Origin of the sequence: Duganella flavida, assembly GCF_009857445.1 — a bacterium.
In the GTDB taxonomy this organism is placed as follows: domain Bacteria; phylum Pseudomonadota; class Gammaproteobacteria; order Burkholderiales; family Burkholderiaceae_D; genus Rugamonas; species Rugamonas flavida.
On sequence record NZ_WWCN01000008.1, the window covers coordinates 22,494 to 37,512 of the forward strand.

Here is a 15,019-nt window from a genome sequence, read left to right on the forward strand (position 1 = left end):
ATGCTCGCGCAACCCGTCTCCGATTTCCTGACCAATAGCGCGGCTTTATGCGATGCCGTGCTACGCATGCGTGGCAGCGCGCTTACCGAGGAACTGGGACGCATCGTCCGTGCTGTGCTGAGTAGTCCGCTGGGCGAGTATGTGCCGGCCGATTCGTTCTCGGTGCTGCTGCCGCCGCCGGCCGAGCCGGTGCTGGCGGCCAACGACGACGCCATGCCGACGTTGAGCCAGGATATCCGTTACGACAACTACTACTTCGGCCGTTTCATCGTCTCCGGCCGCGCGCACTACACGGATCTGGACCGCCAGCATCTGGCCAGCCTGGCCAGCCTGGCGGCCAGCGTGCTGCAAGTGCACTCGGTAGCGCAGCGCACCACCCACGCCTACGTGCAGGTGGAGGCCAAGCTGCAGCACCAGGCGCAGATCCTCGACCAGATCCACGAGTCGGTGCTGACGATGGACATGAATGGCTTCATCATCAGCTGGAACAAGGGCGCGGAGCGTCTGTTCGGCTACACCGCCGTGGAAGCGGTGGGCCGCAACATCCTGTTCCTTTACGATGACGAAGACATGGGCTTCCAGGACGACTTCCTTGAACAAGGCGGCCGTTTGATGGAAGTGCGGCGCAAAAAGAAAAGCGGTGAAGTGTTCTGGGCCAGCCTGTCGCTGTCGCCGCTGTGCGACATCAACGATCGCTCGATCGGCTTGATCGCCTATCTGACCGATATCACGGAACGCAAGCTGGCGGAAGAACGCATCCACCATCTCGCCTACTACGACGCGCTGACCAACCTGCCGAACCGCACGCTGCTGACCAAACTGGTGGACCAGGCCTTGATGGTCGCACAGCGCAACAAGGCGCACGGCTGCGTGCTGTTCATCGACCTGAACCGGTTCAAGCTGATTAACGACACGCTGGGCCGCAAGATCGGCGACGAGCTGCTGGTGGAAGTGGCGCGCCGCTTCCGCACCGTGCTGCGTGATCAGGATTTGGTAGCGCGTTTGGGCGGCGACGAATTCGCGGTCGGCCTGTTCGACATCGGCCAGCATTTCGAGGCCAGCATGGTGGCGCAAAAGCTGCTGGCGACCTTGAACGAAGCGATCTACATCGACGGCCACGATCTGCGCGTGGGCGGCAGCATCGGCATCAGCGTCTATCCGCAGGACGGCCATGATGCGGAGACCTTGCTGCGCCTGGCCGACATCGCGATGTACCGCGCCAAGCAGGAAGGCGGCGCCGATGGCGACCACGTAGCCTTCTACAGCCAGGATATGAACCAGGGCATGCAGGAACGCATGCGCATCGAAACCGGCTTGCGCAACGCGCTCGGTAACGGCGAGCTGCTGCTGCACTATCAGCCGAAGTATTCGATCGCGGACGGGAAGATCATCGGTGCGGAAGCGCTGGTGCGCTGGCGCCATCCTGAGCGCGGCCTGGTGCCGCCGTCGGAATTCATTCCGCTGGCCGAGGCCACCGGTCTGGTGGTGCAGGTCGGTGAGTGGGTGCTGGAGACCGCGTGCGCGCAGGCGCAGGCCTGGAAGGATGCGGGATTGCCGCCGATACGGTTGGCGGTCAACGTGTCCGCGCGCGAGTTCACGGCGGCGCTGCCGGTGCGCGTCAGCGATACCTTGAAGCGCTATGGCCTTGAACCATCGTGGCTGGAGCTGGAGATTACCGAGAGCACGCTGATGAACAACATCGACCGCGTGATTGGCATCATGGACCGTATCACGGCGATGGGCGTGACCTTGTCGCTGGACGATTTCGGCACTGGCTATTCATCGCTGTCGTATTTGAAGCGCTTCCCGATTGATACGCTGAAGATTGACCGTTCGTTCACGGTCGGCATTCCGACTGACACCAATGACTGCGCGATTGCGAATACGATTATCAGCATCGCGCAGCAGTTGAAGCACAAGGTGATTGCGGAAGGCGTGGAGACGGTAGAGCAGCTGGCCTTCCTGAAGAATTCCGGCTGCAATGAAGTGCAGGGCTATCTGTTCTCCAAACCGCTGGAAGCGGACGCGTTTGAACAGGCTTTGCGCGAGAATTGGGCGCCGGGCAGGTCAAGTCGGGCGGCGTAAGAGGGGAACGGGTGGTTTTAGCCCGAGAAATCTGTATAATGTTGCACACTTAGGAAACGTGGCCGAGTGGTTGAAGGCAACAGTCTTGAAAACTGTCGACGGTGTGAGCCGTTCGTGAGTTCGAATCTCACCGTTTCCGCCAAGACATAAAAAAACCGCCAGCCTGAACGCGCTCAAGATCGCGCTCAGTGCTGGCGGTTTTTTTATGTCTTGGCGGAAACGAGGGGAGCGCCTGCGCGCTCCCCGTGTGAGATTCGAAGGGCATGGCCCTACCGGGCCATCCCGCTCCGAATCGCCCGTTTGCTGCCGCACAGCGGCAGCCCCGCGCGCCGAGGGCGCGCGACGCATGCATAATCTTTCGATGTTTGTACTGATAAATCTCAAAGTTCCTGTCCGCTTGTCCAAATGACAGAGCTGACCCCGTGGTCGCGGTGGTCGCGTGGTCGCAGAGCTGTCAAAGCGCGAAGCGCGGATGCTGCGGTGAATGGTGGCGTAACTTTTTGGCGTAACTATTATCAGTCCGCTGTGAACGTCATAGACGAATTGTACTGCTGCATCATAGGTGAAAGATCAGGTGCTGCGTCGATTTTTTGACGAGGAATTTCCAATCTTCATCATTGTTTTAGTATTATTCAGATACTTTGTTTTGATAAAAACGGATCAAGAGCCCATGGAACACGAGTTCGACCCTGATGCCTCCATCCCCTTCCGAACGTATATCCCCCAGCAAATTTGGGACGAGTATTATTTTGCCCTAGGGAAGTTCATGCATTGTTATGGTCGAGCTGAAGGTAGTCTCAGCGCTACCATTCGTGTGTTCGTGGGCGATCGGGTAACTCCACGCCATCCAGATGGCTATTTTGTCGTCGACGCCGTGCTTTCAAGCTTTCGTTTGAGTGCGGCGCAGGACACAATAAAGAGGTTGCTTCGAGTTACCAAGGCGCGAAGCGAAGTTCAGGAAGCGGCTCAGCAAATCCTAAGTAAATTCAGCGAAATCCAGTTCCTGCGAGACAAGATAGCGCATTATGGCGCTACTCCGGATATGCGGAATAAAGACCGTTGGTTTAGTACCGGTACTACGATGGTTAACGAATACGACAAGATGGAGCTCATTTATTTTAAGCCCCAGATGTTGCTAGATATGGCTGATGATTTACATTTAATACCAGATCTCCTTAATTACGTTATTAGCTATGATCCAGCTGACACGTTGACGCCTGATAGTCCGCGTGCGATGGTGATGGTTGGGGACTTCGGATTTTGGAAGTCTAACTCGAATGAGTTAAAACGAGAGGGGCCGAAGCATTACAAAGCGAAGTCAGTCGCATCGGTGAAAGCAGCCAAGCCAGCTAAGAAGTGAGGAGCCAGTTCGGTTCCGGAAATGCTTCTCGGAAAAAGTGGCATCCAAATGGAAAATTGATGCCTAAGCTATTGATTTATAGAGAAATTGGTTTCCGGCAAGCAGAAACGAGTCATCGGTAGAGTTCGACAGCGCGATATTTGCTGGCATCGATGGCAGTAGGTAGGAATGTCGGTACGTGTAATGGGTTGCGCTCTGTGAGGCGCATAAACGCTGGAGATGTGCATTACACCGCTTCCGCCAGGAAACAAATAAGAAACCGCCCATGAGGCGGTTTTTTTGTTCCCTGGCGGAAGCGAGGGGAGCGCCTGCGCGCTCCCCGTGTGAGATTCGAAGGGCATTTGCTAGCGCAACGCGCCAGCCCCGCGCGCCGAGGGCGTGCGTTTCACACCTAGCCATCCGTCCATGGCTCAGCCCATGTCTGAATTCAAGACCCCACCCCATCACCCGATTGAAGGGAATGCCCATTCAGGCAAGAAATTTAGAATTAAATAAATGCCATCCGTATTATTTTATATTCTCGATGCAATTAAATTCCATTAATAAACTTCGCACGATTGCAATTAAATTATTATTCAGCTGATTATTCGGTTAGTATCTTCTGCAGTGTTTATGCAGTTTTACCTTTGAAGAATGAAGGTGACTGATTTTCATGCATGTGGCTAATTAATGAAATTTTAAGCCGTATATTGATTTAATTAAATTTATTAAAGGTATTTATGTATCCATATTCCAAATCTGTTTCCCCTGCTGTTCGTACCCATCTGGAAGCGCAAAATGCGTTTTTGAATGACGTGTCGAAATCTATCTTTAATTCTTTCCAGCAATTCAGTAACCTGAATATGCAACTGGCGCAGACTTTGCTGGAAGAAACCACCATCGCAGGCCAGCAACTGTTGACTGCTGACCAGCATCCTGACGTGGCCGCTGTTGCTTCGCGTGCCCAGCCTGTCGCCGACAAGTTGCGTGCTTACCAGCAGCATATCTCGCGTCTGGCTGCGGACACCCAAGTCGACTTGTCGCGTGTCACCGAAGAGCACGTTAAGGAAACCACGCAGACTGCCAACGCACTGGCGCAGGAAGTTGCACGTACTTCGGCTGAGGATAGCGAACGCAATATCCAGAAACAGGAAGAATCGATCCGTCAATTTACTGATCCGTTCAACAAAAATAATGGCAAGCGTGGTAATAGCGGCAATACAGTGCATGCTGCTGGCGCTAGTATGCAAAGCGGCTCGGGCGGTAATGCGCAGGGTGGCTCGCCTGAAAGTGGTAAGAACTCCGGAAAGCCGGCATAACTTTTTGTAATAATGTGAGTTTGCTTTTAAAGAAACCGCCTGATGGCGGTTTTTTTATGGCTCATTAAGTTCGGCGCCAGATGGCAATGCTCAGGGATAATGCGGAGAGCAGGAAATAAAATGCGCCGAATCCTGCGTAGCCTGCGACGGTGGCGATTGACGGCACGGCCGGCGACTGTGCCTGGAACATAAACACGGCACCGGCAAGGGCCGATTGGCCGCCGCTGAGCATCATTGCCCATTGCGCGCCGTACTGTTTGCGACGGCGCAGTCCCGCTCCCAGTTGCAGCAGGCCGGACAGGATGGCCCAGAAGCCGAACACGCCCAGTACGTGGTTCATGTCAGGCAGGGCAAGGTAGACCGCTGCCGCAATCATCAGGCTGACTACAACGTTGAAGGCCTGCGGCCGGTTGCTGGCAAGGCCGCCGCTGCGTTGTGCGTCGATCAGGTTGGCGAGCGCATCCCAGAGGGGATAGCACACCAGCAGGAGATCGGCGATGCCTCTTGAGTGCGCTCCCACTGTTACGGCTGCGGCTAGCCAGGCGAACGAGAAGGCCGCGCGCGCGAAGTAGTATTTCTTTAGCCAGGTTTCATTGGTAGAAGTTTGCATGGTTAGCTCCGTAAAATAAACTACCTACTAATTGGTAGGTTTGTGGGTTAAAAAAAGCGGCGTCAATCTTTTGCTGCGAAACGCTTCAGTTGCGGCGCCATGATGACGCCAAAGATTTCAGGATTGCCGTAAGCGCGCGCTGACAACATGGCGCCGTGCACCGTCGCCATGAAGGCTTCCGCCTCGATGCGTGGCGTATAGTGCAGCGAAATCACGCCTTGCTGCACGCCGCGTTCCAGCACCCCAGTCAGCCATCCCGACAGGAAGCGGAAATAGACGCGGATTTCCTGCGCTACTTCCTCCGGCAAGGCAGGGAGTTCACTGGCCAGCAGTGCGCACACGCAGAACGGCGCACTGGCGTCAGCGATACACGTGGTCCAATACTGGACATAGGCGCGCAACTGTTCGCGTGGATCTGCAATGCTGTGCTCAAGGTTTTTGATGCCATTCTCGGCCGACTCGCGGTAACGGCGGGCCAGCACAGTCGCCAAATCCACTTTGCTCGGGAAATGGTGATGAATGCTGGCCTTGCGTATCCCCACCACATCGGCGATGTCGGCATAGCTGAAGCCGTTGTAGCCACCGGCGATAATGAGCTTGTGGGCACAGGCCAGGATGTCGTCTGAGGTGGTGGATGATTTTGCCATTCGCGAAGCCTACCTTCTGGTAGGTTGGAAGTCAAGCTTTTTGCGACAACGCCCGGGCACGGTATGATATGGCTTCAATATTTTGTGAGGGCATCATGGCTGCTAATGATTGGGATTGGAATCCAGAAAAACAAAAAAGCATCGTCGTACAACAAGTCGACGCGATTGCGATCTATACCAATGTGCGCGGCGAGATTGTGATCCGCCAGCAGGGCTTCGCGGGCCAGGAGGATGCCATCGTGGCGTTCCCGCGCGCCTACGCAGAAACGATCATTGCCGCACTCACCGCCGAGGCTGGCAAGGCGTAATATTTGAAACGTTGTCATTTCACTGGCAATCGTGTTTAACCTGAATCCCTATCGCATTTACACTGGCTGCTTACCTTGGCGGCTAGAGGATGAAACGATATGGATGATCTTGACGACATCAGTCTTTCGCGGCGAAGCTTGCTGATCGCCAGCGCTTTGTCCGCCACTGCCACGGCCGTGCCGCTGGTGGCCGAGGCGCAGCAGGAGCGGCCGGCGGTATCGCCCCCGCCGTCCATGGTTAAATTTTCACTCCGGGTCAACGGCAAGCAGCAGGCGCTGGAGGTCGATACGCGCACCACGCTGCTCGATGCCTTACGTGAACATCTGCATCTCACTGGCACCAAGAAGGGTTGCGATCATGGTCAATGCGGCGCTTGCACGGTGATTGTCGATGGGCGCCGCATCAATTCCTGCCTGACCTTGGCCGTGATGCATGACGGCGGCAAGATCACCACCATCGAAGGCCTTGGCATACCTGAGCGCCTGCATCCAATGCAGGCCGCGTTCATCAAGCACGATGGCTACCAATGCGGCTACTGTACACCTGGACAGATCTGTTCCTCCGTGGCGGTGCTGGATGAAATCAAACAAGGTATTCCCAGCCACGTCACCAATGACCTCACTGCCAAGCCACTGCTGAACGCGACTGAACTGCGTGAACGCATGAGCGGTAACATCTGTCGCTGTGGCGCCTACTCCAACATCATCGATGCGATCACCGAGGTGGCGACATGAAGGCGTTCACTTACCAGCGCGCGCAGTCGCCCGCAGAGGCTGCCGCTGCGGCAGCGCGCACGCCCGGAGCACGCTTCATTGCTGGCGGCACCAATCTGCTGGATTTGATGAAACTGCAGATTGAAACTCCGCCTCATCTCATCGACGTCAACGGCCTCGGGCTGGACCAGATCGAAGCCACACCCGGTGGCGGCTTGCGCATCGGCGCGCTGGTGCGCAACACCGATCTGGCGGCCGATCCCCGTGTGCGGCGCGATTACGCCGTACTGTCGCGCGCCTTGCTGGCTGGGGCTTCCGCGCAATTGCGCAACAAGGCCACCACGGCAGGCAATCTGTTGCAGCGCACGCGCTGCCCGTACTTCTACGACACCAATCAGCCATGCAACAAGCGCGTGCCTGGTAGCGGCTGCTCGGCCATCGGCGGCTACAGCCGCAACCATGCGATTCTCGGTGCCAGCACGGCTTGCATTGCGACCCACCCGAGCGACATGGCGGTGGCGATGGCATTGCTGGACGCTACGGTGGAAACCATCAAGCCAGACGGCGCAACACGCACAATTCCGATTGCCGACTTTCACCGCTTGCCGGGCAATACGCCGCACATCGAGCACGCCTTGGCGCAAGGCGAATTGATCACCGGCGTGACGCTGCCCAAGCCCATCGGTGGCGCGCACATTTACCGCAAGGTGCGCGACCGTTCCTCATACGCCTTTGCGCTGGTCTCGGTGGCGGCGGTGGTGATGCCGGATGGCAGTGGCCGCGTCGCACTAGGCGGCGTGGCGCATAAGCCGTGGCGCGTGCCGGCGGCCGACGCCAGCTTGGCCCAGGGGCCGCAAGCCGCGGCCGAGCGTCTACTGGCTGGCGCCCAGCCCAGCAAGGAGAGTGCTTACAAGATCACGCTGGTGCAGCGCACGCTGGCCGCTGTGATGGCCGATGCAAGGAAGGGCTAACCAAATGAAATTCACCACACCTGCTACAACCAATCCGATCGACCAATTGAAGGTGATCGGTCACGCCACCGACCGTATCGATGGGCCGTATAAAACCACCGGCACCGCACCCTACGCCTACGAACACCAGAAGCCGGCTGCTTACGGTTATGTCGTCGGCGCCGCGATTGCGAAGGGCCGCATCACCTCGCTCGATGTGAGCGCAGCCAAGCGCGCGCCGGGCGTGCTGGCGGTGGTGACGGCGGAATCCGCCGGCAAGCTCGGCAAGGGTAAGTTCAATACCGCCAAGCTGCTGGGCGGCCCGGAGATTCAGCACTATCATCAGGCGATCGCTTTGGTGGTGGCGCAGACCTTCGAGCAAGCGCGCGCTGCGGCGCAGTTGGTGCAGGCACGGTACAGCACGGAGCAGGGCGACTACGATTTGGCCATGGTACGCGACAAGGCCAAGCCGGACAAGGACAAGGAAAACCAGGATCAGAAGGTAGGCGATTTTGATACTGCCTACAGTGCCGCACCAGTACGGCTGGACGCGCACTACACCACGCCCGACCAGTCCCACGCCATGATGGAGCCGCACGCTTCGCTGGCCGAATGGCAGGGCGACCAGCTGACGCTGTGGACCTCCAACCAGATGATCAACTGGAGCAAAGGTGACCTGGCGAAAACGCTGGGCATTCCGCCAGATAAGGTGCGGCTGGTGTCACCTTACATCGGTGGCGGTTTCGGCGGGAAATTGTTCCTGCGGGCTGAAGCGCTGCTGGCGGCGCTGGGCGCCAAGGCGGCGGGGCAGCCGGTCAAGGTGGCGCTACAACGGCCATTGATGATGAATAACACCACGCACCGGCCTGCCACGATCCAGCGCATCCGTATCGGCGCCAGTCGCGAAGGCAAGATCAGCGCCATTGCGCACGAAAGCTGGTCAGGCGATCTGCCGGACGGCAAGCCGGAAACGGCCGTGCAGCAAACGAAACTGCTGTATGCCGGCCCCAATCGCTTGACGCGCATGCGGCTGGCGGTGCTCGATCTGCCGGAGGGCAACGCCATGCGCGCCCCCGGCGAAGCGCCGGGCTTGATGGCACTGGAAATCGCCATCGATGAAATGGCGGAAAAGCTGAAGATGGATCCGCTCACCTTCCGCATCATTAACGACACTACCGTCGATCCGGCCAAGCGTGAGCGCAAATTTTCACAGCGCCATTTGGTCGAGTGCCTGCGCACCGGCGCCGAGCGTTTTGGCTGGGATCAGCGTAAGCCGCAACCGGGCCAGGTGCGCGATGGACGCTGGCTGGTCGGCATTGGCTTGGCAGCGGCGTTCCGCAACAACCTGGTGCAGAAATCTGCCGCCCGCGTGCGGCTGGGTAGCGATGGCGTGATCACGGTGGAAACCGACATGACCGATATCGGCACTGGTAGCTACACCATCATCGCGCAAACTGCTGCGGAGATGATGGGGGTGCCGCTAAAGCAAGTCGTGGTCAAGCTGGGCGATTCGGATTTTCCTGTGTCCTCCGGTTCAGGCGGACAGTGGGGCGGCAATAGCTCGACGGCGGGCGTATATGCAGCCTGCGTTAAGTTGCGCGAAGCGGTGGCGCAGAAACTGGGCTTGCCGGACGATGCGGAATTTGTCGACGGTATGGTGCGGGCCGGCGGCCGCTCGCTGCCGCTGCGGCAGGCCGGTGAACTGGTGGCGGAAGATACGATGGAGTACGGCGATCTCGACAAGAAATTCCAACAGTCGACGTTTGGCGCGCACTTTGTTGAAGTAGGCGTTGATGCCGCCACTGGCGAGGTCCGCGTACGCCGCATGCTGGCCGTGTGTGCGGCGGGCCGTATCCTGAATCCGAAATCGGCGCGCAGCCAGGTCATCGGCGCAATGACAATGGGCGTGGGCGCGGCGTTGATGGAAGAGCTGGTGATTGACCAGCGCGGCGGCTTCTTCGTCAATCACGACTTGGCCGGCTACGAGGTGCCGGTGCATGCGGATATTCCGCATCAGGAAGTGATCTTCCTGGACGAAACCGATCCTATCTCATCGCCCATGAAAGCCAAGGGCGTGGGCGAGCTGGGCATTTGCGGCGTGGCGGCGGCCTTGGCCAACGCCGTCTATAACGCCACCGGCGTGCGGGTGCGCGATTACCCGGTCACGCTCGATAAGCTGATCGCAAAAATGCCTGCTTATGCGAGTTAGTGCTATCCTAGCTGAACGCTCTGAATAGGGAGGATATATGCCTGCTTCTCACGACACATACACGCGCCGTCAAGGTTTAAAGCAAACCTATGACGTGGAGTACACGGCGCTGCGATACAAAATTTCTCTCGGCAATAAGGTGCTCAAGGATATCGAGCTCGGCCTGCAATCGGCGCCGGTGTTCGATCCGGAAGTCGCCTGGCGCCACGCGGTAGCCGATATCGAAAACCTGCGTGGCATGACCGAGCAATAGCTCAGCGGCTTATCGCTTAGACTGCGCCGCAAACCACGGTTTCATGCGCCGGATTGCTTCGGCGATCTCCGGCGTAGAGACCGCAAAGCTGAAGCGAATGAAGTGACGCCCATCGACCGGATCGAAATCGATACCGGGCGCACTTGCTATGCCCGTATCTTCCAGTAATTGTTTGCAGAAGGCGAGGCTATCGTCCGTCAAATGCGCGATGCTGGCGTAGATGTAGAATGCGCCATCGGGCGGGGCGACGGTGGTCAGGCCCAGTTCCGGCAAGGCGGCCAGCAGCAGGCGGCGGTTTTCGCGGTAGACGTCGATGTGGCTTTCCAGTTCATCGAGCGCATCGAAGGCGGCCAGGCCGGCGTGCTGGCTCAGCGACGGTGCGGTGAGGAACAGATTGCCGCAGTAAGCCTGTGCGCGTTCAACGTGTTCAGGCGGCGTCAGCAGCCAGCCGAGTCGCCATCCCGCCATGCTGAAATATTTCGAGAAGCTGCTTACCACTAGCGCCTGCGGTTCGTAGGCGAGGATGGTTTGTGCTGGCTCGACGTAGCTCAATCCGTGATAAATCTCGTCGGAGATGATGCGGATGCCGCGCTCGCGGCACACGGCCACGATGGCTTGCAGCTCATCGGCCTTGATCAGCGTGCCGGTCGGATTGGCCGGGCTGGCGATGATCACGCCATTTGGCGCCGGTTCTACCGCAGCCAGCGCGGCGGCAGTCAGCTGGAAGCCAACATCTTCACCGCAAGCGATTTCCACCGGCTCCATGTGCAGCGCCTTCAGCGTGTTGCGATACGCCACATAGCCCGGCCGCGCCATGGCGATGCGGTCGCCCGGCGAGAACATCGAACTCAGCGCAAGCACCAGCGCCGGCGAAGCGCCACAAGTCAGGACGAACTGGTCGGCTGAAACCATCACGCCGTAGCGCTCCTGGTAAAACTGCGCCAGCCGCTCTTTCAGTGGCGCGCTTTCCCAGTAGCCCATGCTTTCGGCGTCCAGCACGGCGTGTGCCTTGGCGATGGCGGGCTTGGGCGCGCCGGTGGACGGCTGGCCAAACTCCATGTGGATGATCGATCGTCCCTGGGCTTTCAGGGCGTGGGCCAGCTTGCTGATGGCGATGGCGTGGAAGGGTTCAAGTTGCGCATTCATCCTTGGATTATACTGTTGCCTGTAACATAAAAAAAGCAAAGGTTGGCGGGTATGACGATACGATGGAAGCGATGGGCGATAGGCGCGGCGAGCGCGGTCGGGGTGTACGCGGCGGCGGGCTTTTGGTTGCTGCCGAGTGTCATCAAGAGCCAGCTTCCGAAGTATGCCGAGACCGAACTGGAGCGCAAGGCCAGCATAGCCCAGCTGCATTTCAACCCTTTCACGCTGCGGCTTGAAGCGCAGGATGTGCGCCTGACCGAGGCCGACGGTGCGCCGCTGTTTGCGGTCGGTGGTCTGGCGGTGGAGATGCAGTGGCGCTCGCTGTTCCGCCGCGCCTGGAGCTTTGCCGAGATTCGCATTACCGAGCCGTTGGTGCAGCTGACGATCGCCAAGGATGGCAAGTTCAACATAGCCGCCTTCCTCGATACGCTGGACAAGCACAAGAAGGATGAGCCGGACTCGCCGACGCCGCGCCTGATCATCGAGCATTTTGCGCTGGATGGCGGCAAGGTGGCGATGCATGACCAGCACGCAGGCTATCAAGACACTTTCACGCCGATTACTTTTGCGCTCAATAACCTGAGTACGCTGCCGGATGCGAACGGCGATTACACGCTGAGCGCAGATGCTGGTCTCGGCGGCAAACTGCGCTGGAAGGGCGTGGCGTCGATGAATCCGATTGGCGGCAGCGGTGTGCTGACGCTGGATAACCTGGCCTTACCTGGCATGGCGGCGTATCTGAAGGCGTATTCGCGGATTGTGGTGGCGGAGGGTAAGTTGTCGGCGCAGCTGCCGTATAAGTTCGCCTACAAGGATGGCAAGCTGGATGCGAGCCTGTTGGGGGCGAGCTTGGGTTTGAGTTCGTTGTCGCTGAAGCGTGATGCGGATGCGCCGTTTGTTAAGTTCAAGCAGCTGGCGGTCAGCGATGTGGGCGTGGATTTGCTGAAGCGCTCGGTGCAGATTGGTGGCTTGCAGCTGAACGGCGGTGCGCTGGCGGTGCGGCGTGATGCGCGTGGTGAACTGGATGTGGCTGGCCTGATGCTGCCTGCGCCCGCTGCCGTTGCTGCACCGGTTCCGTTGCCGGCCAAGTCTGCGGCCAAGGAAGCCAGCTGGAAAGTGAGCTTCAAGCAGATCGGCCTGAACGAGGTCGCGCTCAGTTATGTTGATGAGTCAGTGAAGCCAGCGCTCAAGGTCACGGCGGATAACGCCAAGCTGAAGCTGGGCTTGCAGATGGATGGCGATAAGCTAAGCCTGGACGGCGCAGAGTTTGCAATGGATAACGTGGCGATGAGCAGCGGCGCGCTGGCGCCACTCAAGCTGTCGCGCATTGGCTTTGATGAGGCGTCACTGGACCTGGCGGCGCGCAAGGCCAGCGTGGGACGCGTGTACGCGGACGGCGGCCAGCTCGATCTGTCGCGCGATGCGAAAGGGCAGTTCCTGTTCCTCGCCGCGCTGCCGGGCAGCGGCAGTGGTGGTGCGCCAGCCGCCGCGCCAACCAAGGCCGCGCCGGCAGCACCGGCTTGGACGGCCAGCGTGAAGGCCGTCGAGTTGAACAAGTTCGGTGCGCGCTTTGACGACGCCAGCACCGGCATCAAAGTCAACCTGCAAGACTTCAACCTGAAAGTGCGCGACGCGGGCACGGACTTGAAGAAGCCGCTGGCTTTTGATGGCAGCGTCGCTTTGCGCGAAGGCGGCCAACTGACGGCCAAGGGCCAATTGGTGCCGTCCACTGGCGCGGTGGATGCGCAACTGAAGCTCACCAAGCTGGCGCTGACGCCAGTCGCGCCGCTACTGGGCAAGTACGTCAAGCTCAAGCTGGCCGACGGCGTCGTCAACGCACAAGGCCGTTTGCGCACGGGCGCGGGCGGTAGCAAGGCCGATCCGGCGCTGCGTTATGACGGCTCGTTCGAAGTCGCCGAACTCTCGCTCAACGAATTGGATAACGACCGCTTCGCCCACTGGAAATCTGTGCGTGCCGAGCAATTGGCTGTGAGCCTGAAACCGAACCTGCTGGACGTGGCTGAACTGCGCATCGTCGAACCGAATGCCATCCTGATCATCGAAAACGACCGCAGTTTCAACGCCCAGCGTCTGCTGGTGGAGCAGCCGGCCGCCGCGCCCACCAAGCCCGCGCCGCAAGCTGCTGCCAACGAGCCATTCCCGGTTCGCGTGCGCCGCGTGCGCGTGCAGAACGCCAAGCTGGACTTCACTGACCTGAGCCTGCGCCCCCAGTTTGCCGCCAAAATATATGAGCTGAACGGCGTCGTCACCGGCCTCTCGTCCAAGCGTGACGCGCGCAGCCAGATCGAACTCGATGGCCGCGTTGACGACTACGGCCTCGCGCGTGTACGCGGCCAGCTGAATCCGTTTGTGCCGGCCGAAAACACCGACCTCAATGTGGTGTTCAAAAACGTCGACATGGTCTCCGCCTCGCCGTACAGCATGAAGTTCGCGGGCTATAAAATCGCCGAAGGCAAGATTTCGCTGGACCTGCAATACAAGGTCCGCAACAACCAGCTGGAGGGCAATAACCAGGTGGTGCTCGACAACCTCACGCTGGGCGACCGCATCGACAGTCCGGACGCGCTCAAGCTGCCGCTGGAACTGGCGCTGGCCATCCTCAAGGACAGCAATGGCCGCATCGATCTTGGCATTCCCGTCTCCGGCAACCTGAATGATCCGGATTTCAGCTACGGCGCCGTGGTGTGGAAAGCGGTCGGCAATATCATGTCCAAGATCGTGACCTCGCCATTCCGCGCGTTGGGCCGCCTGTTCGGCGTTAGTGGCGAAAAGCTGGAGGCGGTTGAATTCGACCCTGGCAGCGACGTGGTGCTGCCACCGGAACGGGAGAAGCTGCAGCACGTGGCCAAGATCCTGGTCAGCAAGCCCGGCCTGAAACTGGCCGTGCCCGGCGCCTACAGCGAAGCCACCGACAGCGCCGCCCTGCGCGCGCAAGCCCTGCGCCGCGTCGTGCTGGCCCGCGCCGAGATCAAGCTGGCAGCCGATGAACAACCGGGCCCGCTGGACATCGGGCAACGCAAAGTACGCGGCGCACTGCGCGACCTGTACGCCGAGCGCTTCGGCGCGCCCGAACTGGACAAACTGAAAAAAGCCGCCGAGGCCACCAACGGTGCGGAAGAGGGCGCAGCTCCGAAGAAGCTGCCGATGCTGCAGCGCCTCGGCAAGCTGGTGCAAGGCGAACCGCAAGTGGCCGACCCTACCGAGTTCTACGACAAGCTGCAGCAACGCCTCGAACAAAACCAGCCGATCGCCAAGGACGCCTTGCAGCAACTGGGCACGCGCCGCGCTGCGGCGATCACGGCTTTGTTGACAGAAGCCGGTGCGAGCGCGGCTGCGGTGACCGCAACCGCGCCCGTCAGCACGGATAGCGATGCAGGCAAACCAGTGGCACTGAAGCTGGAATTGTCAGCGAAATAAA

Annotated in this window: 12 protein-coding genes and 1 tRNA gene; 10 read left to right on the top strand and 3 right to left on the bottom strand. The window is 59.3% G+C overall.

From position 1 onward, the window contains the following. The 4 genes from GTP46_RS13775 to GTP46_RS13790 all read left to right on the top strand — a co-directional run bounded on the left by GTP46_RS13775 (position 1) and on the right by GTP46_RS13790 (position 4,743). Entirely contained in the window at positions 1–2,085 is a 2,085-nt protein-coding gene (locus tag GTP46_RS13775) for a putative bifunctional diguanylate cyclase/phosphodiesterase (RefSeq protein ID WP_161007218.1), read from the top strand. A 52-nt stretch (positions 2,086–2,137) separates the two neighbouring features. Then, positions 2,138–2,227: transfer RNA gene (locus tag GTP46_RS13780), tRNA-Ser, on the top strand. 420 nt (positions 2,228–2,647) lie between these two features. Beyond that, a complete protein-coding gene (locus GTP46_RS13785; protein WP_161007219.1) occupies positions 2,648–3,445 on the top strand; it encodes a hypothetical protein in 798 nt (265 codons plus the stop codon). 719 nt (positions 3,446–4,164) lie between these two features. After that, positions 4,165–4,743: a phasin family protein gene (locus GTP46_RS13790; protein ID WP_161007220.1), complete on the top strand. Its 579-nt coding sequence runs from the start codon at positions 4,165–4,167 to the stop codon at positions 4,741–4,743. Positions 4,744–4,807: 64 nt separating this feature from the next. Here GTP46_RS13790 and GTP46_RS13795 read toward each other — a convergent pair whose 3' ends face one another. Further along, positions 4,808–5,353 (bottom strand): DUF308 domain-containing protein, encoded by a 546-nt coding sequence (locus GTP46_RS13795; protein ID WP_161007221.1) that lies wholly within the window; start codon positions 5,351–5,353, stop codon positions 4,808–4,810. A 62-nt stretch (positions 5,354–5,415) separates the two neighbouring features. Further along, positions 5,416–6,000, bottom strand: coding sequence for a TetR/AcrR family transcriptional regulator (locus GTP46_RS13800; RefSeq protein WP_161007222.1), 585 nt, complete (start codon positions 5,998–6,000; stop codon positions 5,416–5,418). Between the two features lie 95 nt (positions 6,001–6,095). Here GTP46_RS13800 and GTP46_RS13805 point away from each other — a divergent pair, with 95 nt between their 5' ends. The 5 genes from GTP46_RS13805 (at position 6,096) to GTP46_RS13825 (ending at position 10,434) form a co-directional block, all read left to right on the top strand. Further along, positions 6,096–6,308: a hypothetical protein gene (locus GTP46_RS13805; protein WP_161007223.1), complete on the top strand. Its 213-nt coding sequence runs from the start codon at positions 6,096–6,098 to the stop codon at positions 6,306–6,308. A gap of 99 nt (positions 6,309–6,407) precedes the next feature. Next, positions 6,408–7,043 carry an aldehyde dehydrogenase iron-sulfur subunit PaoA gene (paoA, locus tag GTP46_RS13810; RefSeq protein ID WP_161007224.1) on the top strand — a complete coding sequence of 212 codons (636 nt, stop codon included), beginning with the start codon at positions 6,408–6,410 and terminating at the stop codon, positions 7,041–7,043. After that, entirely contained in the window at positions 7,040–7,993 is a 954-nt protein-coding gene (locus GTP46_RS13815; RefSeq protein WP_161007225.1) for an FAD binding domain-containing protein, read from the top strand. The genes paoA and GTP46_RS13815 overlap by 4 nt, the downstream gene beginning before the upstream one ends. 4 nt (positions 7,994–7,997) lie before the next feature. Beyond that, positions 7,998–10,181 carry an aldehyde oxidoreductase molybdenum-binding subunit PaoC gene (gene paoC, locus GTP46_RS13820; protein WP_161007226.1) on the top strand — a complete coding sequence of 728 codons (2,184 nt, stop codon included), beginning with the start codon at positions 7,998–8,000 and terminating at the stop codon, positions 10,179–10,181. 37 nt (positions 10,182–10,218) lie between these two features. Continuing rightward, positions 10,219–10,434, top strand: a complete 216-nt coding sequence (locus tag GTP46_RS13825; protein ID WP_161007227.1) for a hypothetical protein — start codon at positions 10,219–10,221, stop codon at positions 10,432–10,434. A gap of 9 nt (positions 10,435–10,443) precedes the next feature. Here the strand turns inward: GTP46_RS13825 and GTP46_RS13830 are convergent, their stop codons facing one another. Continuing rightward, positions 10,444–11,580 (bottom strand): pyridoxal phosphate-dependent aminotransferase, encoded by a 1,137-nt coding sequence (locus GTP46_RS13830; protein ID WP_161007228.1) that lies wholly within the window; start codon positions 11,578–11,580, stop codon positions 10,444–10,446. Between the two features lie 51 nt (positions 11,581–11,631). Here GTP46_RS13830 and GTP46_RS13835 point away from each other — a divergent pair, with 51 nt between their 5' ends. After that, positions 11,632–15,018, top strand: coding sequence for a DUF748 domain-containing protein (locus GTP46_RS13835; protein ID WP_161007229.1), 3,387 nt, complete (start codon positions 11,632–11,634; stop codon positions 15,016–15,018). Position 15,019 lies beyond the last annotated feature (1 nt).

Excerpts from the sequence above, each read along its gene's own strand:
- GTP46_RS13775 (WP_161007218.1), top strand. The coding sequence starts at position 1 with ATGCTCGCGCAACCCGTCTCCGATTTCCTGACCAATAGCGCGGCTTTA.
- GTP46_RS13790 (WP_161007220.1), top strand. The coding sequence starts at position 4,165 with ATGTATCCATATTCCAAATCTGTTTCCCCTGCTGTTCGTACCCATCTG.
- GTP46_RS13795 (WP_161007221.1), bottom strand. The coding sequence starts at position 5,353 with ATGCAAACTTCTACCAATGAAACCTGGCTAAAGAAATACTACTTCGCG.
- GTP46_RS13800 (WP_161007222.1), bottom strand. The coding sequence starts at position 6,000 with ATGGCAAAATCATCCACCACCTCAGACGACATCCTGGCCTGTGCCCAC.
- GTP46_RS13805 (WP_161007223.1), top strand. The coding sequence starts at position 6,096 with ATGGCTGCTAATGATTGGGATTGGAATCCAGAAAAACAAAAAAGCATC.
- paoA (WP_161007224.1), top strand. The coding sequence starts at position 6,408 with ATGGATGATCTTGACGACATCAGTCTTTCGCGGCGAAGCTTGCTGATC.
- GTP46_RS13815 (WP_161007225.1), top strand. The coding sequence starts at position 7,040 with ATGAAGGCGTTCACTTACCAGCGCGCGCAGTCGCCCGCAGAGGCTGCC.
- paoC (WP_161007226.1), top strand. The coding sequence starts at position 7,998 with ATGAAATTCACCACACCTGCTACAACCAATCCGATCGACCAATTGAAG.
- GTP46_RS13825 (WP_161007227.1), top strand. The coding sequence starts at position 10,219 with ATGCCTGCTTCTCACGACACATACACGCGCCGTCAAGGTTTAAAGCAA.
- GTP46_RS13830 (WP_161007228.1), bottom strand. The coding sequence starts at position 11,580 with ATGAATGCGCAACTTGAACCCTTCCACGCCATCGCCATCAGCAAGCTG.
- GTP46_RS13835 (WP_161007229.1), top strand. The coding sequence starts at position 11,632 with ATGACGATACGATGGAAGCGATGGGCGATAGGCGCGGCGAGCGCGGTC.